The sequence below is a fragment of the Arthrobacter sp. BC5 genome (genome assembly GCF_056680255.1).
This window is the reverse complement of sequence record NZ_CM155273.1, coordinates 3,420,379-3,440,385: the sequence shown is the minus strand read 5'-3', so window position 1 is coordinate 3,440,385 and position 20,007 is coordinate 3,420,379. Positions and strand designations below refer to the sequence as shown.

The following is a 20,007-nucleotide window of genomic DNA, read 5'->3' as shown; positions in this document are numbered from 1 at the left end:
CTAACGCATGGCTGGGGGAAACCCGGCGCCAGCGCGTGTCCCTGTACCGCACGGGAAGTCACGAGCTCGGGCAGGATGGAACGCTGCCGCCGACTCGCTCCAACTCTAGGAGCGGGCAGTTTCCCGCTGGTGTCGTCTTTGTTTCCGGGACGTTACATGAGGTGGACTGCGCTCCCCACCCTAGCGCGTCCGGCGGTGCGCGGGCATAATGCGGGTGCCCGCGGCCGGGTAGGCTGGAAACGTGGTCAACAGAGAAGACATCGGGTCGTGGATGGAAGGCCCGCCGCCGTCGGGCAACCAGCAGTGGCCCGGTCAGCGGCTCGGGCGGCCGGAGTCCGGCCCCGGCTCGATCGCGCGGTTCGGCCCGAGGGCGGGCGCGCTCCTGATCGACTGGGTGCTGTGCTCGCTGGTCTCCGCCGCGTTCTTCGGCTACGACGGCTTCGCCACGCTCGCCATCTTCCTCGTGGAGCAGATCCTGTTCGTCGGGTTCTTCGGATACAGCATCGGGCATCGCCTGCTCCGCATGCAGGTCCAGACCCTCGACGGAAGACCGGCCGGATACCTCACGGCGACCATCCGCAGTGTGCTCCTGTGCCTCGTCATCCCTGCGCTCGTCATCGACGTCGATCAGCGCGGTCTCCACGACCGGGCCCGTGGGACGGGCCTCTTCCGCATCTAGGCACGGCCGCGCCCGTGGGCCAGGCCTCTTCGCATGCCGACGCGAGCGGGAGGGTCACCGTCCGCGCATGGCCTTGCGGTCGGGCCGCGCCTTGAACGGATCGACGCCCTTCGGGACGGGCAGCTTCGTGCCCAGGGCCGTCAGGCGCTTGTCGACCGCGTAGACCTCCTGCTTGGTCAGCGTCTTCTTCAGCTTCTGCACGGTCTTGGGGACCTTCGCGAGCGGGACCTGCCGGTCGCCCCGGCCCGTCTCGATGACATGCACCGGCACGTTGGGGATGATGCGGGCCATCTTGCGCTTCTCGCCGTCGACGAGCTGCTTCACCCGCGTGGAGGGTCCCTCCGAGACGAGGATGACGCCGGGGCGGCCCACCACGCGGAACACGGCGTCCTGGGTCCGGGGATTCACCGCGACGGGCTGCTCCTGCAGGATCCACCCACGGCGCAGGACGCTCAGGGCCGCGCCCGCGGCGCCCGGCTTCCCCTCGATCTGGGAGAACGCGGCGCGTTCGGCCCGTCGGGACAGGATGAAGATCGCCGCGAGGAACGCGAGCGGTAGGGCGATGATCATCAGGGTGATGACGTTGTCGATCAGGAGGCCGATCAGCAGGCCCGCCGCGATGACACCGACGAACGCCAGCAGCATGAACCAGACGGCGCTGGGGTCGTTGCGCCGGGTCATCTTGAAGACCTCGACGACCTGCTTCATCCGCCCGGTCTTCTTCGGCCCCTTCTCGGCTTTCGGCTTCCGCGAGAAAAGACGGCGTTTGGGCGTGGGTGAGCCTGAAGGATCGATCATGTGCGACATAGTGCTTCGATTCTACGTGATGAGATCGGCAGGGCTGCCGGGTCGACGGCGGCGTTGTGCGCTACGGGAGGCGGCAGGAGATGCGTCAGCCGGCGAGGAGGGAGGACGCTTCCTGCGACGCCGAACCGGACTCGTCGAGATGCGCGAGTTCAGGGGGTAGCTCGAGGCCCTTCTTGCGCATGGCCCGCGCCCAGAGACGACCGGCGCGGTAGGAGGAGCGCACGAGCGGCCCGCTCATGACGCCGAGGAAACCGATCTCCTCGGCTTCCTCGCTCAGTTCCACGAACTCTCCGGGCTTCACCCAGCGGTCGACCGGAAGGTGGCGCTCACTCGGGCGCAGGTACTGGGTGATCGTGATGAGGTCGCATCCGGCCTCGTGCAGGTCCCGCAGGGCTTCGGAGATCTCCTGGCGGGTCTCGCCCATCCCCAGGATGAGGTTCGACTTCGTGACCATCCCGCGGTCGCGACCCTGGGTGATGACATCGAGCGATCGGTCGTAGCGGAACGCGGGCCGGATGCGCTTGAAGATGCGCGGTACCGTCTCGACGTTGTGGGCGAAGACCTCCGGGGCGGCGTCGCAGATGGCGGCGATGTGCTCGGGGCGGCCCGAGAAGTCGGGGATGAGGATCTCCACACCCGTACCGGGGTTCATGCTGTGGATCTGCCGGATCGTCTCGGCGTAGAGCCAGACGCCCTCGTCGGCGAGGTCGTCCCGGGCCACGCCGGTGACCGTTGCATAGCGCAGGTTCATGGACTGCACCGACTGGGCGACCTTGAAGGGCTCGCTCCGATCCAGCGGCTGGGGTTTGCCGGTGTCGATCTGACAGAAGTCGCAGCGCCTGGTGCATTCGGAGCCGCCGATGAGGAACGTCGCTTCGCGGTCCTCCCAGCACTCGAAGATGTTGGGGCAGCCGGCCTCTTCGCAGACCGTGTGCAGTCCCTCCTTCTTCACGAGGTTCTTCATGGAGACGAATTCCGGGCCGATGTTGACCTTGGCCTTCATCCAGTCCGGCTTCCGTTCCACCGGTGTCTCGGCGTTCCGCGCCTCGATACGCAGCATGCGGCGGCCCTCGGGTGCAAGGCTCACAGTGAAGCTCCTTCTGTGTCATGAACGGGACCGGCGGTGACGGCGGCGTCAGCAGGGTGGTCCGGGTGCGCGCCGGCCATGTTCCCGCCCACCAGCACCGCCTCATTGTTGCGCAGTTCGGCCTCGATGTGCGAAACGACCTCGGCGGGCGTGACGGTCCGGCCGCACTCGGCGGAGATGGACGTCACCCCGGCATCGCTGATCCCGCAGGGAACGATCTGCTGGAAGGGTGCCAGGTCGTTGCTGCAGTTGACCGCGAACCCGTGCATGGTGACGCGGTCCCTGACCCGGATGCCGATCGCCGCGATCTTCCGCGCCGGTCGGTCGTCCGCCGCCAGCCACACGCCGGAGCGTCCGTCGATCCTGATGCCCTCGATACCGAAGGGTCGCAGTGAGGAGATGATGACCTCCTCGAGGACATGGACGTATTCGGCGACCCGGGCCGGATCCCGCAGGGCGAGGATCGGGTAGCCCACGAGTTGGCCCGGACCGTGCCAGGTCAGTTTCCCACCCCGGTCGACCGGGACGACGGCGGTTCCGTCGAAGGGGCGTTCGTGGTCCTCGGTGCGCTTGCCGGCGGTGTAGACGGGCGTGTGCTCGAGGAGGAGGACCGTGCTGGGAGCCGTGCCCCCGACCACCTGCGCATGGAGGGTCTTCTGCATCTCCCACGCCTGGATGTACTCGATGTAGTCCGGGGCGAGGCCGACGCGCGACAGCACAAGAGTCATGGTGCAAGAGTAGTCCCGCGTACCGACACATTCCTCACGGGGGGATGCAGGCGCCGGTCACCCTTCATCCAGTCGGGGGCTCCCTGCCCGCCCCGGGACGTCGAAGGTGGCACCGAGCCGGACCAGGCGGCAGCCGCAGTCGGTCTGCCTCACTTCGAAGTGGAGCACGGGGGAGCCGGGACCGGCCTGAGCGCGGAATCTCCAGAAGTCAGCCCTGTAGCCGCGTGCCCTCTGCATGTCGTCTCCTCGTGGCGGAACGGGCAGCGCGCGCCAGGTGGACCAGTGACGGCTCTCCCCGATGACGCGCCACAGCGTTCCGCGCCAGTGCAGGTCGAGGGGCTGCCCAGTACCGTCGGTGTCCTCGAGTGTGAGCGCTACGGCCTCGTCGAACAGCCGCCAGGTGCCGACGTAGTCGGAGGTACTGGACGTCATGGCATACCTGTTCCTCGGAGGAGATGGAGGGTTAAAAATAGAACACATGTTCTATCGGATCAACCGGCCGGAGATCATCCGGTACTGGCACCTGTGGATAACGGAGAACACGGCGACCCGGTGGCCTAGAACAGATACATGAGTGAAGCAGCGCGACGGGGGCAGGCAGGGCAGCACCCGGGGTCGGAGGACGGCGAGGGGCGGCCGACGGTTCCCGGTCTGCAGGTGGGCCGACTGCTCGGACGCGGCGGCTCCTCCTCCGTCTGGCTGGTGACGGACGACGACGATCAGCGGTTCGCACTCAAGGTGGCGCAGGGTCGTCGGCCCGAGGAGGGCGCGGCCGGGACCCCGGCGGCGGACGACGGCGGCAGGCGGGGCAGGCGGGCCGCGAGGGTCCCCGGAGAGATTTCCCCTGGAGCACCACCGGAATGCCCTGGACTGCAAGCGGCAGCACCACCCGGCTCGGACGCGACGGACGAGGTAGCCGCGGAGCTCCGGCTGCTGCAGAGGTTCACCCACGACCACCTCGTCAGGGTGAAGCGCATCCTGGACACCGACCAGGGCCCGGGCCTGCTCATGGATCTCGCTCCGGGCGGTTCACTGCTGGCGCTCGTGACCAGTCGGGGTCCACTGCCCATCGCGGAAGTCGTCACCGCACTTGTTCCGATCGCACAGGTGCTCCATCATCTCCATGGCGCAGGTGCCCTGCACGGCGACGTCACGCCGGGAAACATCCTGTTCACGCACGAGGGCAAGCCGCTGCTCGGGGACTTCGGTACCGGCAGGCTCCTCGGATCGGATCACGGGAGGGGTGCGGGTACGCCCGGCTTCCTCGACCCGATCCGGACGGGTTCCTTCGACACGGGAGCGGACGTGTTCTCGCTGGCAGCGGTCTCCTGGTTCGCACTCACAGGGCGCATCCCCGGGCCCACGGAGCAGAGGCCTCCCCTCGCACGGATCATCCCCGACGTCCCTCCGCAGCTCATGCAGCTGGTCGAGGACGGACTGAGCTCCGATCGGGAGCGCCGGCCCACGGCCGACCACTTCGCCCGCATCCTGATGTCCAGTGCCGCCCCGGTGCCGGTGAACCTGGTGTCTGCCGTCCATCCCAGCGTGCTGCCCGAACTGCTCACCCTGCGCACCGCGACCCCGGCAGCCGAACGCGTACCCGGCCGGCGGCGACTGCTGCCTCGAGCGGCGGATCGGGCACCGGGCGGAACGGCCTCGCGCAGGGCGTCGTCGGGCAGCCGAGGTGTCGGTTCGGCGCCGTTCCGGCCGAGTGGCCAGGACGTCCCCGATGAGCCCGTCATGCGAGGGCGTGTCGCCTTCGCCGCCGGGCTTGCCGCCGTCGTCCTCCTGGTGTCAGGGATCGCGCTCACGCTCCAGGACATGCCCGGCCCGGCTGCGGCACCCGGAAGATCGGCCGGGGAGGGGATCTCCGGTGCAGCTACCAGCCCGGCTGCACCCCGTCAGGCGACACCGCAGGACGAAGCAGACATGTCGGAGGGGGGCGGTGCCGGTCAGCAGCCACCGGCGGAGGCCGCGCCACCCGAAGCAGCCGTCGAGGCCGCCCTGGCACCCGATCCCGTGACCGCCCTCGGGGGGCTGGCAGCACTTCGCGCGTCGGCTTTCGCGGCGGCTGATCCCGCGGTCCTCGCAAGGGTCGACGTCGAAGGATCGCCCGCCATGACCGCCGACCGGGGCGCCGTGGCCGCGCTGGCGGAATCGGGTACAAGCCTCCAGGACCTGTCGATCACCATCCGGGACCCGTCGCTGCTGGCCGAGGCAGATGTCGCGGCTTCGCCGGTCGGCGCCCTCACGGCCGTGGCCGCGCCCCCCGGCTCGACGGAGGTCGCACTGGTGAGGGCCACGGCCGCGCTCTCCGCGTACACCGAGACCACGACGACGGCGGAAGCGTCGTTGCCGGGGGCCATGCCCAGCCCGCTGATGGCAGCCGGACAGCAGGACCTGATCTTCATCCTCTGGGATGCCGGCGGTGGCTGGCGGATCCACTCCGTCGTCTCACCTCCGGCGTGAGCGGCCCGGTGATCAGGCGGGGACCGGGGCAGCCTTGCCGGTGACGGTACTGCGGACCCACTGGGCAAGCGCCTCGGGTGTGGGCTGGTCGAATGCGAAACCCGCTGCGGTCAGTACCCGCGGTTCCATCCGCGTGCTGACCAGCAGGAGCTCGAAGCCGAGTTGTCCGATGACCGCCGTCAGGACGGGAGCGGGCACCCGGAACCACACCGGGCGGTGGAACGCCCTGCCGAGCTGCAGCGTGATCGCGTCCAGGGTCGCCGGTGCCGGAGCGCTCAGGTTGACGGGACCGGACAGGGGAGCGGTGAGGAGGAACTCGAGCGCACGGACCTCGTCATGGAGGCTGATCCACGGCCACCACTGACGGCCCGAACCGAGCGACGTCCCGGCGAAGAGCCGGATGGGAATCAGGAGGTTGGGCAACGCCCCGCCACCCTTCGCCATCACGATCCCGGTCCGGGCGAGCACCACGCGGACGGAGTCCGGAGCAGCCAGGGCCTCGGCTTCCCATCTGCGGCAGATGTCGGCCAGCAGCGTTCCACCGGAGACCGAGCGCTCCGTCAGGACCTCGTCACCGCGGTCTCCGTAGTAGCCGGACGCCGACTGGCTGATGAATACCTCGGGCGGATTCTTCGCCTTCTGCATCGCCCGGACGAGCGTCCTGGTCGGCAGGATACGGGACGAATACAGCGTCTCCTTGTAGCTTCTCGTCCAGAGCCCTCCCGCGATACCGGCGCCGGACAGGTTGATGACGGCGTCGGCCTGTTCGACGGCGGCGACGTCGAGCTCACCCGCGGAGGGATCCCAGCGGATCTCCCCGGGGCCCTTGGGGGCCCTGCGGACGAGGCGCGTCACCTCGTGGTTCTTCTCGAGCTGACGGGTGAGGGCTGTTCCGATGGTCCCGGACGCGCCGGCGAGGAGGATGCGCATGATCCCATCGAACCACTTGTCAGGAGCGAAGGGTACCGCGGGTGCCGGGCCGCGGGCTCCGAGATGATGCGTCGTGCCTGGCGGCCACCAGGGCGCCCCGCGGCCGGCGACGGGACGCAGCGGCCCGCCAGGGAACACCGACCCGATGGCTAAGATCGACCAATGGTCTCCGATTACCTCCGCTATCCGCACGTCCACGGCAATTTCGTCACGTTCGTGGCCGAGAACGACGTGTGGGTCGCGCCGCTCGACGGGGGGCGCGCGTGGCGTATCTCCGCGCTGCAGCTGCCCGCCCGGAATCCCCGGTTCTCCCCGGACGGCTCGACCATCGCATGGACCGTCGTCCAGGGTGGGGCGCCCGAGGTCGTGGCAGCGGACACGGAAGGCGGGAGCTTCCGGCGGCTCACCTTCTGGGGTCACCAGAGCACCCGGGTGAAGGGCTTCACCGCGTCGGGGGAGGTTCTCGCCACCAGCGCCTTCCGCCACGAGGACTCGCGCCTGAGCTGGGCCTACCGGGTGCCGCTCGACGGTTCGGCGCAGTCCGTCCTGCCGCTCGGGCCGGTGGACGTCGTCGCCGAGGGGCCCGCCGTCGGAGACGGGAAGCCGGTGGTCATCGGCAGCGTCCTGACCCGGGAACCGGCCTGGTGGAAGCGCTACCGCGGCGGTACGGCAGGCAAGCTCTGGATGGACGCCGACGGCAGCGGGCAGTTCGTCCGGTTCCTCTCCGAGCTGGACGGCAACATCAGCGATCCGATGTGGGTGTCCGGACGCCTCGCCTTCCTGTCCGATCACGAGGGCCACGGCAACGTCTACTCCGTCGGCGCACGCGGGGAAGACCTGCGGCGCCACACGGACCACGACGAGTTCTACGTACGCCATGCCAGTTCCGACGGCACGGGGATCGTGTTCGAGTCAGCCGGTGCACTCTGGCATCTGCCGTCCCTCGACGGAGAACCCGTCCGGCTGTCCATCACGCTCGGGTCCGCCTCCACCGCGCGGCGGCCGTATCCGCTGAAGGTGGAACGCCACCTCGGCGCCGTCGTGCCCACCCGGGACGGGTCGGCATCGATCGTCGAGGCGCACGGGACGCTGCACTGGCTGACGCACAGGGACGGTCCGTCGCGTGTCGTCGAGGCCGCGCCGGGCGTGCGTGCGCGTCTCGGACGCCCTGTGGACCGCTCCCGTGTCGCGTACATCGCAGACACCGACGGCGAGGAGGCCCTCTACGTCCGCGACGTCTTCCCGCCATCGACGGAGCGGGCCCCGGCTCCGATCCGTGCCGCGGCGGAGGCCGGGAAGGGTACAGCCGCCGGGCCCCGCGACAGCGGCGACGCGGACGGCCAGGTGGCGCTGCTCGACGCCCAGGCGTCCACCGCGGCCGGCGCGCTGCAGCGGATCTCCTTCGAGGGGCGTTTCCGTGCTTCCGCGCTCGCCGTCAGTCCGGACGGTGACCGCATTGCCGTGGCATCCGAGACCGGAGTGCTGGAAGTCGTGACCCTGGCAGGCGGCGCGCGCCGAAGGATCGCCTCGACCGACCTCGGAGTCATCGAGGCCGTCACCTTCTCCCACGACTCCGCCTGGCTCGCCTGGTCCGAGCCGATGGCCCAGGAAGGTGCCCGCAGCCGGATCCGGCTCGTGGCCGCCGCGGGAGGCGCGATCGTCGACGTCACCGACGGGCGCTTCCGCGACTGGTCGCCGACCTTCACCCGCGACGGCAGGTACCTCGCCTTCCTGTCGGACCGCAGCTTCGACCCCGTGTACGACACCCACCGCTTCGACCTGAGCTTCCCCGCGTCGACGAAGCCCTACCTCGTCGCGCTCGCGGACGGGACGCCGTCGCCGTTCGGCCCGGGCGTCGCACTCGCGGAGGAACAGTCGGACGGTGGGCGGCGGACGGATCCGGTAGCGGACGGAACGGACGCGTCCCCGGCCGTCGTCGTCGACCCCGATCTCCTGATGGCGCGCACCATCCCGCTGCCCGTGGCCCAGGGCACGTACGACGACCTCCGGGCGGTGGACGGCGGGCTGCTCTGGACTGCCGGCGACATCGGCGGCGTCACGGGCGACGGCCGCGCCTCCTCCTCGGCGGAGGGCCCGGCACGCCGGCTGGAGCGCTTCGACCTCGCCCGCAGGACGGTCGAGGTCCTGGCGGCGGACACGGACGCCTTCGAGGTCAGCAGCGACGGCTCGACGGCGGTCCTCACCTCTGCAGGCAAGGTGACGGCGATCCCGACCGACAGCAGGACGGATGCCGACTCGCCCAAGCACATCGACGTCGCGCTCGGGCGCATCCGGGTCCTGCTCGATCCGGTCAGTGTGTGGCGGCAGGCCTTCGACGAGGCCTGGCGACTGCAGCGGGACTTCTTCTGGACCGAGGACATGGCAGGGATCGACTGGGCCGCCGTGAGGGCTCGCTACCTGCCGCTGGTCGACCGCCTGGGCACGCAGGACGACCTCGCGGACCTCCTGTGGGAGCTCCACGGGGAGCTCGGCACCTCCCATGCGTACGTCGCCCCGCCGCTCATCACGGAGCCCGGCGGCCACCAGGGCTTCCTCGGGGCGGACGTCGCACCCGCGGACGGTGGATGGGCCGTCACGCGGGTCTTCGACACGGAGTCATCGGACCCGCAGGCCGTCTCCCCACTGAGTGCCCCGGGCGTGGCGGTCCGGGCCGGTGACGTGATCGAAGCGGTCGACGGGGTCCCGGTGCCGCCGGCATTCGGTCCCTCGGTACTGCTGACGGGAGCCGCGGGCGTCACGGTCGAGCTGACGGTCCGGTCCGGGACGGCGGGTCGCCCGGCCGGGCGGCGCCGAGTCGCCGTCGTACCCCTCCGCAGCGAGGAGAGGCTGCGCTACCAGAACTGGGCCGCAGCGAACCGGGCGACCGTCCACCGGGCCTCGGACGGGCGCTTCGGCTACCTGCACATTCCGGACATGGTCGCGAACGGGTGGGGCCAGCTGCATCGCGACCTCGACCGCGAGACGGCCCGCGACGCCCTCGTGATCGACGTGCGGCGCAACCGGGGCGGGCACACCTCGCAGCTCGTCGCGGAGCTGATCGGGCGCCGGGTCACGGCGTGGTCCATGCCGCGCGGCGAGGCGGCCGGCACCTACCCGGCGCACGCTCCCCGCGGGCCGGTGGTCGTCCTGACCGACGAGTTCGCAGGATCCGACGGCGACATCATCACCCAGGTGGCGAAGCTCCGCGGCATCGGTCCGGTGATCGGCTCGAGGACCTGGGGCGGTGTGATCGGCATCGACGGCAGGTTCAAGCTCGCGGACGGGACCGGCGTCAACCAGCCGCGCTACGGGTTCCATGTGACCGGGGCAGTGGGGTGGGCGATCGAGAACCATGGAGTGGACCCGGATATCGAGGTGCCGTTCCCGCCGCACGCCTACGCCGCGGGCGAGGACCCGCAGCTCGAGCACGGCGTCGAGGTGCTGCGGGAGATGCTCGCCGAGATTCCCACCGACATTCCTCCCGCCAAGGAGGGCTACCCGTCCCGCAGGCCGGCCCCGCTGCCCCCGCGCCCCCAGGACCTCCGGGGCTGACCCCGGCGGAACGGCGCGGGCGGGCCCGGACGCAGAAAGGACCCCGGGCGCCGTCCGGGGTCCTTTCTGCTCGAAACGGGAGTGCTCAGCCCTGCAGCGTCGCCGTGAGGGTGATGTCCTTGACGGCGGCGAGGGCCTGCGACACGGGGCAGCCCTCCTTCGCAGCCTGGGCCACGCGCTGGAAGTCGTCCTCCGACAGGCCGGGTACGGTCGCATCGAGCGTCAGGCGGATGGCCGTGATGCCGGTACCCGGCTGGAAGTCCACCTCCGCCTTGGTCTCGACGCGCTCGGGGACCTTGCCCTCCTCGCCCAGGGCGTGGCTGAAGGCCATCGAGAAGCATGCGGAGTGTGCGGCCGCGATGAGCTCCTCGGGGCTCGTCTTGCCCTCGGACTGCTCGGCGCGGGCCCGCCAGGTGACGTCGTACGTGCCGAGGCCGGATGAGTCGAGCGTGACCTGACCCGAGCCCGTGGGGAGGTCTCCACTCCAGACGGTGTGGGCTGTGCGAACGGTAGCCATGGTTCTCCTTGCTGTCGAACGGACGCGGAGATCGCATCCGGTACTTCACCTCCATCCTAGGGAGCGGCGGAACGGAGTTCCATCGGAGCGAACCGACCTCGCCGGGTGCGCCCGATCAGGGGCAGGAGCCGGTCGTGCCGAGAATGGCAGAAGCCGCCTCCCTTCCGGGAAGCGGCTCCTGTCCGAGCTGGATCAGACCGTGGTGCTACAGGCCGAGGTCGGCCTCGAAGGCGCCACCTTCGAGGCGTGCCTTGAGCGTCTGCAGGAAGCGGCCCGCGTCCGCCCCGTCCACCAGGCGGTGGTCGTACGTCAGGCTGAGGTACATCATCGAACGGATGGCGATCGTGTCGTCACCGTCGACCGTGACGACCACGGGACGCTTGACGATGATGCCGGTCCCCAGGATGCCGACCTGCGGCTGGTTGATGATCGGGGTGTCGAAGAGCGCGCCGGCCGACCCGATGTTCGTGATCGTGAAGGTGCCCCCGGAGAGCTCGTCCGGACCGATCTGCCCGCTGCGGGTGCGCGACCCGACATCGGCGATCTTCTTGGCGAGTCCGCCGAGGTTGAGGTTGCCGGCGTCCTTGATCACGGGGACCAGCAGGCCCTTCTCGGTGTCGACCGCGATCGCGAGGTGCTCGGCGTCGTGGTAGGTGACTTCCTTCTTCTCCTCGTCGAAGGAGGCATTCAGCTTCGGGTGCTGCTTCAGTGCCTCGGTGACGGCCTTGGAGATGAACGGCAGGAAGGTGAGCTTCGCCCCGTTCTGGGCCAGGAAGGTGTCCTTCGAGGCCGTACGCAGCTTGGCGACGCGGGTCATGTCGACCTCGATCACCTGGGTCAGCTGAGCGGAGACCTCGAGCGACTCGCGCATGCGCTTGGCGATGGTCTGCCTGATGCGGGGAGCCTTCTCGACGGTGCCGCGGAGCTTGGAGGGCTCGACGGCGGGAGCTGCCGGCCTGGAGGGCGCTGCCGGTGCGGCGGCCGCCAGCGAGGTCTGCGGGGCTGCTGCGGGCTCGGGCTGCTGGGCGCTCTGGGCCTTCTGGGCCTCGGCTGCCTCCAGGACGTCCTGCTTCCGGATACGACCACCGACCCCGGTGCCCTTGACCGTGGAGAGGTCGACGTCGTTCTGGTTCGCCAGGCGGCGTACGAGGGGCGTCACGTAGGCGGAGGCGTCCGAGCCCGTGGATTCGTCCGCTGCGGCGGGCTTCTCCTCGGCTGCGGCGGGCTTCGCCTCAGGGGATCCGCTGGCGTCGTCATCGGGCTCGGACGTACCCGAGGCACGCGCTGCCTCCTGGCCGGCGCCGGGCTTCTCGGTGGGGGCGTCGTTGCGCTCCTCGGACGGTGCGGCCACGAGCGGCTCACCTGATGCGGCTTCGACCTTCTTCGGTGCGGAAGCACCGGATCCGATGACGGCGAGCACGGCGCCGACCTCGGCGGTCTCGTCCTCGTTGACTCGGATCTCCTGCAGCTTGCCGGCGACCGGCGAGGGGATCTCGGTGTCGACCTTGTCGGTGGAGACCTCGAGCAGGGGCTCGTCGACCTCGACGTCGTCGCCGATGGCCTTGAGCCAGCGGGTCACGGTGCCTTCGGTGACGCTCTCACCCAGGGCGGGGAGCGTGACTTCGGTGCCCTCGCCTGGATCACCGTCCGCGGTAGCGGCCTCCTGCGGGGCGTCCTCGGCTGCCGCAGGCTCTGCGGCGGGCTGCTCGGGCTCGGCCGGAGCCTCCTCGGCGGCGGAAGCCGCGCTGCCCGCATCACCGCTGCCCGCATCACTGCTGCCGGAGCCGTCACCGATGCGCACGAGCGGCGCGCCGACCTCGGCGGTCTCGTCCTCGGCGACGAGGATCTCCTCGATCACGCCGGCGATCGGCGACGGGATCTCGGTGTCGACCTTGTCGGTGGAGACCTCGAGAAGGGGCTCGTCGACCTCGACGCGGTCACCGACCTGCTTGAGCCAGCGGGTGACAGTGCCTTCGGTGACGCTTTCACCGAGAGCGGGCAAGTTCACGGATTCAGACATAATGCGCCCGTTTCTCCTTTGTAGATCGTTCCTTGGCAGCTGGTCGACGAGCGGGGCCCGTTCAGCTGGACGTGCTTGAAATTCCTGCTTCCGAGCTTAGTCCACGCCCTCGGGGCGTGGACCAAGCCGGGACGGTGCGTGCCTCAGCCGTGCAGCGGCTTGCCGGCGAGGGCGAGGTGGGCCTCGCCGAGGGCCTCGTTCTGCGTCGGGTGCGCGTGGATGAGCGGAGCGACGTCCTCGGGGTAGGCCTCCCAGTTGACGATGAGCTGCGCCTCGCCGATCTGCTCGCCCATCCGGCTGCCGAGCATGTGGACGCCGACGATCGGGCCGTCCTTCTCGCGGACGAGCTTGACGATGCCACCGGTGCCGATGATCGAGCTCTTGCCGTTGCCGGCGAGGTTGTACTCGTGCGTCTCGACGCGGTCGTCGCCGAACTTCTCGCGGGCGGCCTTCTCGGTGTAGCCGACCGAGGCGATCTCGGGATCGCTGTAGGTGACCTTCGGGATGTTGAGGTCGGCGACGACGACCGGCTTCAGGCCGCCGATCTCCTCGGCCACGAAGATGCCCTGCTGGAAGCCGCGGTGGGCCAGCTGCAGGCCGGGGACGATGTCCCCGATCGCGTAGATGGTGCCGACACCGGTGTGGAGACGCTCGTCGGTGATGACGAACCCGCGGTCCATCGTGAGCCCGGCCTCCTCGTAGCCGAGGTTCTGCGTCACGGGCCCACGGCCGACGGCGACCAGCATGAGGTCCGCTTCGAAGGTCTTGCCGTCCTCGAGGGAGACGACGACGCCGTCGTCGTTCTGCTCGACGGACTTGAAGCGCGTCCCGGTGTTGAACTTGATGCCGCGCTTCTTGAACGCCCGCTCGAAGTTCTTGACGATCGAGGCGTCCTCGTTCGGGACGAGCGAGGGGAGCGCTTCGATGATGGTGACGTCCACGCCGAAGGACTTCCACACGGACGCGAACTCGCAGCCGATGACGCCGCCGCCGAGGATGATGGCGGTCTTCGGCACGAAGTCCATCTTCAGGGCCTGGTCCGAGGTGATGACCTTGCCGCCGATCTCCAGGCCGGGAAGGCTGCGGGAGAAGGAACCGGTGGCGAGGATGATGTGCTTGCCGGTGTAGACGGTGCCGTCGACGTCGATGGTGTTCTGCGATGCGAGCTTGCCCGAACCCTCGATGACGGTGATGCCCTTGGACTTGATGAGCCCCTGCAGGCCGCGGTACTTGCCCGCGATGATGCCGTCCTTGTACGCGTTCACCGCGTTCATGTCGATCGACTCGAAGGAGGCCTTCACCCCGTACTTCTCCGAGTCGCGGGCGCCGTCGGCGATCTCGGCCGAGTGCAGGAGGGCCTTGGTGGGGATGCAGCCGTTGTGGAGGCAGGTGCCGCCCAGCTTGCCCTTCTCGATGAGGCCCACGGTGAAGCCCAGCTGCACTGCGCGGAGGGCGGCCGCGTAACCGCCGCTGCCTCCACCGAGTACCAGGATGTCGAATTCTTGCGCAGTTGCCGATCCGGCCACTTGAACGCTCCCTCGCGTGGTCTGTTGACGCGCAGGACGCGTCGGTTGATAGATCTTCTGCTGATGCGGTCGCGGTGCAGGATGCACCGGCCCGATCTGCTCTCGTTTTTCACCCTATCCCCAGAACAAGCCGGCATCCACTCGAAGTGCATGTCGCAAACGCCGGAGGGCCCCGATGTGCGCAGTGTCACGCACGGGCGCGGACCGGCCCGGGACGGGGACGACGGGGTGCCGTGCCGCCGCCGCCACGGCACCCCGTCCGTGCTAGGCGGTGCGTGCGAGGACGTCCTCGACGTAGGCCAGCAGGGTGCGGACCCCGACACCGGTTCCGGCCTTCGGGGTGTAACCGTAGGGGGCGCCTTCGTTGAAGGCGGGCCCGGCGATGTCGAGGTGCGCCCACGGGATCTTCTCTCCGTCGACCTGGCCGACGAATTCCCGGAGGAAGACGGCGGCGGTCATCATGCCGCCGTGACGCTCGCCGATGTTGGCGATGTCGGCGACCTGCGAGTCGAGGCTGGGACGGAGCTCCTCCGGCAGGGGCATGGGCCAGAACTGCTCGCCCGCGCGGTCGGCCGCGGCCTTCACGGCGTCGCGCACGCCGTCGTCGCCCATGACGCCCGAGACGCGCGTGCCGAGTGCGATCATCTGGGCGCCCGTGAGCGTCGCGATGTCGATGATCGCGTCGGGGGACTCCTCGCTCGCGGCGGCGAGGCCGTCGGCCATCACGAGCCGGCCCTCGGCGTCGGTGTTGAGGACCTCGACGGTGCGTCCGCCGTAGATCGAGAGCACGTCCTCGGGGCGCTGCGCGGTACCGGACGGCATGTTCTCGGCGAGGCAGAGCCAGGCCGTGACCTTGGCGGGAAGGCCCAGCTCGGCGACCGCGAGCAGGGTGGTGAGGACGACGGCGGCGCCGGCCATGTCCAGCTTCATGGTCTGCATGCCGGCGGCCGGCTTGAGCGAGAGTCCGCCGGAGTCGAACGTGATGCCCTTGCCCACGAGGGCGAGGTGGACGGCGGACCTGGCGGGGGAGTACTCGACCTTGACCATGCGCGGCGGCCGTGAGGAGCCCTTGCCGACGCCGAGGATGCCGCCGTAGCCGTCCCGCTCGAGGCGCTTCTCGTCCATCACGGTGATCTTGACCGGCAGCCCGCGTGAGAGGTCCTTCGCGGCCTGCGCGAACGTCTCGGGGTAGAGGTGGCTGGGGGGCTGGTTCACGAGGGAGCGGGTGGCGTTGACGTTCTTGCCGAGGATGACGGCGCGGCGGAAAGCCGGGGTGAGGTCGGCGTCGTCGGCAGCGGAGGTGTGGACGACGACGTTGCGCACCGCGTCCCTGTCCTTGTCGGGAGCGACCGTGCCGTCCGGCTTCATGCCCGACTTGTGGCCCTCGTAGCTGTAGGCGCCGAAGGCGGCGCCCTCGGCGACGGCGGTGGCGGCGGCGACGGTGTCCGCGGGGAACGCGAGGACCACGGTGTCGAGGCCGGTCAGCTGGCGGATCGCCGCACCTGCGGCGCGACGCAGGGTCTCCGGGACGAGCACGGCGTCCGGCGCGACGGGCCCGACGCCGGAGAGCACGAGGGAGTCCGCGCCGGTCTCGGGCAGGCCGGGGAGGCGGCGCACCTCGTCGGCGGCACCGCTGATGCCGAGCACCTGGAGGGAATCCCCGAGGGCACGCGCGGCCTTCGCGGGCAGCGGGCTGTCGAGCAGCACCGGTCCCTCCGCCCCTTTGGCGACCCCGATCACGAGCGCGTCGCTCGGAATCTTCTTGAGGTCCTTCGCGGAAGCGGTCAGGTGTAGTTCGGTCGTCTTGATCACGGAATCTGTCTCCTCGTGTCCGGATGGGTTGTCCAGATGCAGCAACACTCACGGTCTCCCGGTATCTGGTGGTCCGGGAACCGTCCTGACGATCGTAGTCTCTGGCCCGCCGCCCACCGTGGCCCGTCCTCCGCTGTTCGTGGCACCACGCTCCGGAATGAAGGAGATGCGGCCGGTGTTGGAACAGGCAGGACCCGACCGCCAGGAGAGAACCATGCTGGATCCACGAACCCTGTACAACACCGATGCCGACGTGTTCGGCGACCCCACGAGCAGGGGCCTGCCACTGCTCGTGAGCCTGACCGGCTTCATGGACGCAGGCCAGGTCGTCTCGCAGGTCAGCGAGGAACTCCTCGAGGTCCTCGAGCACGAGACGGTCGCCGAGTTCGACGCCGACCAGCTCATGGACTACCGGGGTCGCCGCCCCAGGATCACCTTCGTCGAGGACCACCTGACGGACTACCGGCCGCATCGACTCGAGCTGCACCGCCTGTACGACGGCCTGGGCGAGCCGTTCCTGCTCCTCACCGGCGTCGAACCGGACCTGCAGTGGGAGCGGTTCGCGAGCGCCGTCGTCGGACTCGTCGAGGACCTGGAGGTGTCCCTCATTTCCTGGATCCACGCGATCCCGATGCCCGTCCCGCACACGCGCCCCATCGGGGTGACGCTGCACGGCAACCGGTCGGACATCATCGACGGCATGAACGCCTGGCGTCCCACCGCCGAGATCCAGGCGTCCATCGGCCATGTCCTGGAACTGCGTCTGATCGAGGCGGGGCACGACGTCGTCGGCCACGTGATCCACGTGCCGCACTACCTCTCCGAGGCCGAGTACCCTCCCGCTGCGGTGGCGGGGCTCGAGTACCTGGGCGCCACCGCGCGGCTCGTGCTGCCGACCGACCGGCTGCGCGAGACGGGGCGCGACGTCGAGCGGCAGATCGCCCGGCAGGTCGGCAACTCGGCGGAGGTGCAGTCGGTCGTCGCATCGCTGGAGAAGCGGTACGACGAGTACGCAGAGGGAGCCGAGCGCCGCTCGCTGCTGGTGAAGGAGAACAGCGAGCTGGCCAGCGCCGAGGAGCTCGGCGCCGCCGTCGAGGCGTACCTGGCGAGCCCGCAGGCGGAGGAGGAGTCCACCCTGCTGTGGGACACGGAGTTCCTCGGTACGAGTCCGATCGACTACGGCAGCCGCGGCGACCGCGAGGAACCCACGGCGCCCGAGGGACACGACGACGACGGCCCGTCCGGGCCGGAGCCGCGCTCCCTGGCCTAGTCGTCCCTGGCCTAGTCGTCCCTGGCCTAGTCGTCCCTGGCCTAGTCGTCCCCGGACAGGACGTCGGACCCTTCAGGGCTAAGGGCCCTGACGGCTGTACCGGCGGAGGACCAGACTGAGCGCGTCGGCACGGTTCGGTGCCGGTTCCCGCGATCGCGCCCGGAAGAGCAGGTGCCAGATGAACAAGCCAATCGTTGTCGGAGTCAACGGGTCGGGCGGCAGTGAGGCAGCTATGCTGTGGGCGCTCCAGCGCGCTGCCCGGAACAAGGTTCCCGTCGTCGCGGTGCACGCGCTCGATGACCGGTGGGTTTCGCCGGAGTTCGCCTACCAGGACGTGATCAGGGAATCCGGCATGCAGCTGTTGCGGCAGGTCCGGGAGGATGCCGCCAAGAAGGAGCCCGACGTCGACGTCCGGATCAGGCTGGGGCACGGGAGCCCGGCCTTCGTGCTGCAGGAGCTCTCCCGGGATGCCTCGATGGTGGTCATCGGATCGCACACCCGGACCTGGCCTGATGGAGGACCCATGACGGACCGGGCGCTGCAGGTGGTCGCTGCATCGGACATTCCGGTGGTCGTCATTCCGGCGGGCCAGGGACCGGCGGGCACCGGGGTGGTGGTCGGGGTGGACGGCTCTGAGGAATCACTGCAGGCGGTGGCACTGGCGGCGGCGGAAGCCGACCGCGAGGGGGACGGGCTCACTGCCGTGCTGGCATTCCGGCGCCCGTCCTGGTGGGCTCAGCGCGGGATGCCCGGGAGGGGACTGGCCGAGTCGATCGAGGAGGAGGACAGGATCGTCCTGGCGGAGTCCGTCGCGGGCCTGACCGACATGTATCCGGACCTCGCAGTGCACCAACGGCTCGAAAGGAACGAGGACCCGGCGAGGGCGCTGGTGGCAGCTGCAGCGCATGCCCGGCTGCTGGTCCTCGGCAGCCGTGGTCGCGGAGGCTTCAGCAGGCTCCTGCTGGGCTCCACCGCGCATGCGGTTCTGCAGCGGGTGCCGTGCCCCACCGTCGTGACCCGCGTGCATGCTGTGAAGCAGCAGGAATAGCCCCAGGAGAAGGAAGCTCCCCTGGACTCCCTGCGCCGGGCCCGACGCGCACTGGGAGTGGGAGTGGGGCGTCCGGTGCGCCGCGCGATAATGGGGGAGTGAATTCTTCGAGGGCGCTCCTGGTCTGGGCAGCAGGTGTGGCGGCCTACCTCGTCGCAGTCACCCAGCGCACCACCTTCGGGGTGGCCGGACTCGAGGCGACGGACCGCTTCGGCGCCTCCGCATCGCAGCTCTCGATCTTCACCGTGGTGCAGCTGCTCGTGTACGCGGGTCTGCAGGTGCCCGTCGGAGTCCTCGTGGACCGCTGGGGCCCCCGGGCGCTCATCGTGACCGGCGGGGTCCTGATGGCGCTCGGGCAGGCGCAGCTGGCCTTCGCGGACTCCGTCGGCGCGGGCATCGTCGGTCGACTGTTCGTGGGCGCCGGGGACGCCACGACCTTCATCAGCGTCCTGCGGCTGCTGCCGGCGTGGTTCGAACCGCGGCGGATCCCGGTCCTCACCCAGTGGACCGGCATCATCGGACAGCTCGGCCAGGTGGTGTCGGTCGTCCCGTTCGTCGCACTGCTGGCGACCGTCGGGTGGCAATCGGCGTTCCTCTCGGCAGCGGCCCTCTCGGTTCTCGCCGTCGTGCTCTCGGTGGTCGCCATCCGTGACTCGCCCCATGCGGGCAGCGAGCGCATCGCCCAGACCCTCAGGCAGACGGGAGTCTCCCTCGCGGAGGCGTGGAGACAGCCGGGTACGCGCCTCGGCCTGTGGTCGCACTTCACCATCCAGTTCCCGGGAACGGTCTTCGTGCTGATGTGGGGCTACCCCTACCTGGTCCGCGCCGAGAAGGTCGGCGAGGGCGCAGCCTCGGCCCTCATGACGCTGTTCGTGGCGGTGGGCATCGCCTGCGGGCCGCTCCTCGGCCGCTATGTCGGGCGCCACCCGCTCCGGCGATCGACGATGGTGCTCGCGATCGCCGCACTCATGGCCGGAGCATGGCTGTCCGTGCTGCTGTACCCGGGGCCCGCGCCACTGCCGCTGCTGACCCTGCTGGTCATGGCACTGGCCGTCGGCGGGCCCGGCTCGATGATCGCGTTCGATTTCGCCCGCACCTTCAACCCCGCAGCCCGGATGGGGACGGCGACGGGCATCGTGAACATCGGCGGATTCATGGCGTCCCTGCTGTCGATGTTCGTCATCGGCGTCGTCCTGGACGTCCTCCTCGGCAGCGGGTTCTCGGAGGGCGACCTGTATGCACTGCCGTCCTTCCGCCTCGCGATGGCGGTGCAGCTCGTGGTGCTCGCGACGGGTGCGGTGGCCGTCGTCGTCGCACGGCGAAGGGTGCGACGTCGTATGGCCGAACAGGGCGTGGTCGTGCCGCCCCTGCGCCACGCCCTGGCCCGCGAGCGACGCCGTCGGCGTGAACGGAAGAGCGCGCGGAATCCCCGGCGCGGCTAGGCGGGAGGCTCTGTCCACTGCTGCCGGATCTCACCGTGGCGTTGCTGCCGGGTGCCCCGCGGCGTTGTCCACATAGGCGCCCCGCACCGACCGGACACGGCCCCGGCCTAGCAGGCTGTC

General features: G+C 69.9%; 15 protein-coding genes. 6 read left to right on the top strand and 9 right to left on the bottom strand.

Annotation, left to right across the window (positions count from 1 at the left end; all coding sequences use genetic code 11):
* Positions 1–241: 241 nt before the first annotated feature.
* On the top strand, positions 242–679 hold the full coding sequence (locus tag AC1MFI_RS16150; RefSeq protein ID WP_479818152.1) for an RDD family protein: 438 nt from the start codon (positions 242–244) through the stop codon (positions 677–679).
* A gap of 54 nt (positions 680–733) precedes the next feature.
* Here AC1MFI_RS16150 and AC1MFI_RS16145 read toward each other — a convergent pair whose 3' ends face one another.
* The 4 genes from AC1MFI_RS16145 to AC1MFI_RS16130 form a co-directional block, all read right to left on the bottom strand.
* Complete coding sequence (locus AC1MFI_RS16145) at positions 734–1,486, bottom strand: DUF4191 domain-containing protein (RefSeq protein WP_479818151.1); 753 nt, start codon at positions 1,484–1,486, stop codon at positions 734–736.
* A gap of 85 nt (positions 1,487–1,571) precedes the next feature.
* Complete coding sequence (gene lipA / locus AC1MFI_RS16140) at positions 1,572–2,573, bottom strand: lipoyl synthase (protein WP_479818149.1); 1,002 nt, start codon at positions 2,571–2,573, stop codon at positions 1,572–1,574.
* Complete coding sequence (lipB, locus tag AC1MFI_RS16135) at positions 2,570–3,301, bottom strand: lipoyl(octanoyl) transferase LipB (protein ID WP_479818147.1); 732 nt, start codon at positions 3,299–3,301, stop codon at positions 2,570–2,572. The genes lipA and lipB overlap by 4 nt, the downstream gene beginning before the upstream one ends.
* A 57-nt stretch (positions 3,302–3,358) precedes the next feature.
* Positions 3,359–3,733: a hypothetical protein gene (locus AC1MFI_RS16130; RefSeq protein ID WP_479818145.1), complete on the bottom strand. Its 375-nt coding sequence runs from the start codon at positions 3,731–3,733 to the stop codon at positions 3,359–3,361.
* Between the two features lie 138 nt (positions 3,734–3,871).
* Here AC1MFI_RS16130 and AC1MFI_RS16125 point away from each other — a divergent pair, with 138 nt between their 5' ends.
* Positions 3,872–5,770 (top strand): serine/threonine-protein kinase, encoded by a 1,899-nt coding sequence (locus AC1MFI_RS16125; protein ID WP_479818143.1) that lies wholly within the window; start codon positions 3,872–3,874, stop codon positions 5,768–5,770.
* 12 nt (positions 5,771–5,782) lie between these two features.
* Here the strand turns inward: AC1MFI_RS16125 and AC1MFI_RS16120 are convergent, their stop codons facing one another.
* Positions 5,783–6,700 (bottom strand): TIGR01777 family oxidoreductase, encoded by a 918-nt coding sequence (locus AC1MFI_RS16120; protein WP_479818141.1) that lies wholly within the window; start codon positions 6,698–6,700, stop codon positions 5,783–5,785.
* A gap of 162 nt (positions 6,701–6,862) precedes the next feature.
* On the opposite strand from AC1MFI_RS16120, the gene AC1MFI_RS16115 reads away from it, so the two are divergent.
* Entirely contained in the window at positions 6,863–10,252 is a 3,390-nt protein-coding gene (locus AC1MFI_RS16115) for a S41 family peptidase (protein WP_479818139.1), read from the top strand.
* An 85-nt stretch (positions 10,253–10,337) separates the two neighbouring features.
* Here AC1MFI_RS16115 and AC1MFI_RS16110 read toward each other — a convergent pair whose 3' ends face one another.
* From AC1MFI_RS16110 to AC1MFI_RS16095, 4 genes are all read right to left on the bottom strand, one after another.
* Positions 10,338–10,769 carry an OsmC family protein gene (locus AC1MFI_RS16110; RefSeq protein WP_479818137.1) on the bottom strand — a complete coding sequence of 144 codons (432 nt, stop codon included), beginning with the start codon at positions 10,767–10,769 and terminating at the stop codon, positions 10,338–10,340.
* Positions 10,770–10,974: 205 nt separating this feature from the next.
* Positions 10,975–12,789, bottom strand: coding sequence for a 2-oxoglutarate dehydrogenase, E2 component, dihydrolipoamide succinyltransferase (gene sucB / locus AC1MFI_RS16105; RefSeq protein WP_479818136.1), 1,815 nt, complete (start codon positions 12,787–12,789; stop codon positions 10,975–10,977).
* Positions 12,790–12,932: 143 nt separating this feature from the next.
* Positions 12,933–14,315 carry a dihydrolipoyl dehydrogenase gene (gene lpdA / locus AC1MFI_RS16100; RefSeq protein WP_479818134.1) on the bottom strand — a complete coding sequence of 461 codons (1,383 nt, stop codon included), beginning with the start codon at positions 14,313–14,315 and terminating at the stop codon, positions 12,933–12,935.
* A 264-nt stretch (positions 14,316–14,579) separates the two neighbouring features.
* Entirely contained in the window at positions 14,580–16,127 is a 1,548-nt protein-coding gene (locus AC1MFI_RS16095; RefSeq protein ID WP_479818132.1) for a leucyl aminopeptidase, read from the bottom strand.
* Between the two features lie 214 nt (positions 16,128–16,341).
* On the opposite strand from AC1MFI_RS16095, the gene AC1MFI_RS16090 reads away from it, so the two are divergent.
* The 3 genes from AC1MFI_RS16090 (at position 16,342) to AC1MFI_RS16080 (ending at position 19,887) form a co-directional block, all read left to right on the top strand.
* Entirely contained in the window at positions 16,342–17,397 is a 1,056-nt protein-coding gene (locus tag AC1MFI_RS16090) for a proteasome assembly chaperone family protein (RefSeq protein ID WP_479818131.1), read from the top strand.
* 178 nt (positions 17,398–17,575) lie between these two features.
* On the top strand, positions 17,576–18,445 hold the full coding sequence (locus tag AC1MFI_RS16085; RefSeq protein WP_479818129.1) for a universal stress protein: 870 nt from the start codon (positions 17,576–17,578) through the stop codon (positions 18,443–18,445).
* Between the two features lie 98 nt (positions 18,446–18,543).
* On the top strand, positions 18,544–19,887 hold the full coding sequence (locus AC1MFI_RS16080; protein WP_479818127.1) for an MFS transporter: 1,344 nt from the start codon (positions 18,544–18,546) through the stop codon (positions 19,885–19,887).
* Positions 19,888–20,007 lie beyond the last annotated feature (120 nt).

What these genes read in the sequence shown, in the direction of transcription:
- AC1MFI_RS16145 (WP_479818151.1), bottom strand. Translation starts at nt 1,486, where the DNA reads ATGTCGCACATGATCGATCCTTCAGGCTCACCCACGCCCAAACGCCGT.
- lipB (WP_479818147.1), bottom strand. Translation starts at nt 3,301, where the DNA reads ATGACTCTTGTGCTGTCGCGCGTCGGCCTCGCCCCGGACTACATCGAG.
- AC1MFI_RS16130 (WP_479818145.1), bottom strand. Translation starts at nt 3,733, where the DNA reads ATGACGTCCAGTACCTCCGACTACGTCGGCACCTGGCGGCTGTTCGAC.
- AC1MFI_RS16125 (WP_479818143.1), top strand. Translation starts at nt 3,872, where the DNA reads ATGAGTGAAGCAGCGCGACGGGGGCAGGCAGGGCAGCACCCGGGGTCG.
- AC1MFI_RS16120 (WP_479818141.1), bottom strand. Translation starts at nt 6,700, where the DNA reads ATGCGCATCCTCCTCGCCGGCGCGTCCGGGACCATCGGAACAGCCCTC.
- AC1MFI_RS16115 (WP_479818139.1), top strand. Translation starts at nt 6,863, where the DNA reads ATGGTCTCCGATTACCTCCGCTATCCGCACGTCCACGGCAATTTCGTC.
- AC1MFI_RS16110 (WP_479818137.1), bottom strand. Translation starts at nt 10,769, where the DNA reads ATGGCTACCGTTCGCACAGCCCACACCGTCTGGAGTGGAGACCTCCCC.
- sucB (WP_479818136.1), bottom strand. Translation starts at nt 12,789, where the DNA reads ATGTCTGAATCCGTGAACTTGCCCGCTCTCGGTGAAAGCGTCACCGAA.
- AC1MFI_RS16090 (WP_479818131.1), top strand. Translation starts at nt 16,342, where the DNA reads ATGCTGGATCCACGAACCCTGTACAACACCGATGCCGACGTGTTCGGC.
- AC1MFI_RS16085 (WP_479818129.1), top strand. Translation starts at nt 17,576, where the DNA reads ATGAACAAGCCAATCGTTGTCGGAGTCAACGGGTCGGGCGGCAGTGAG.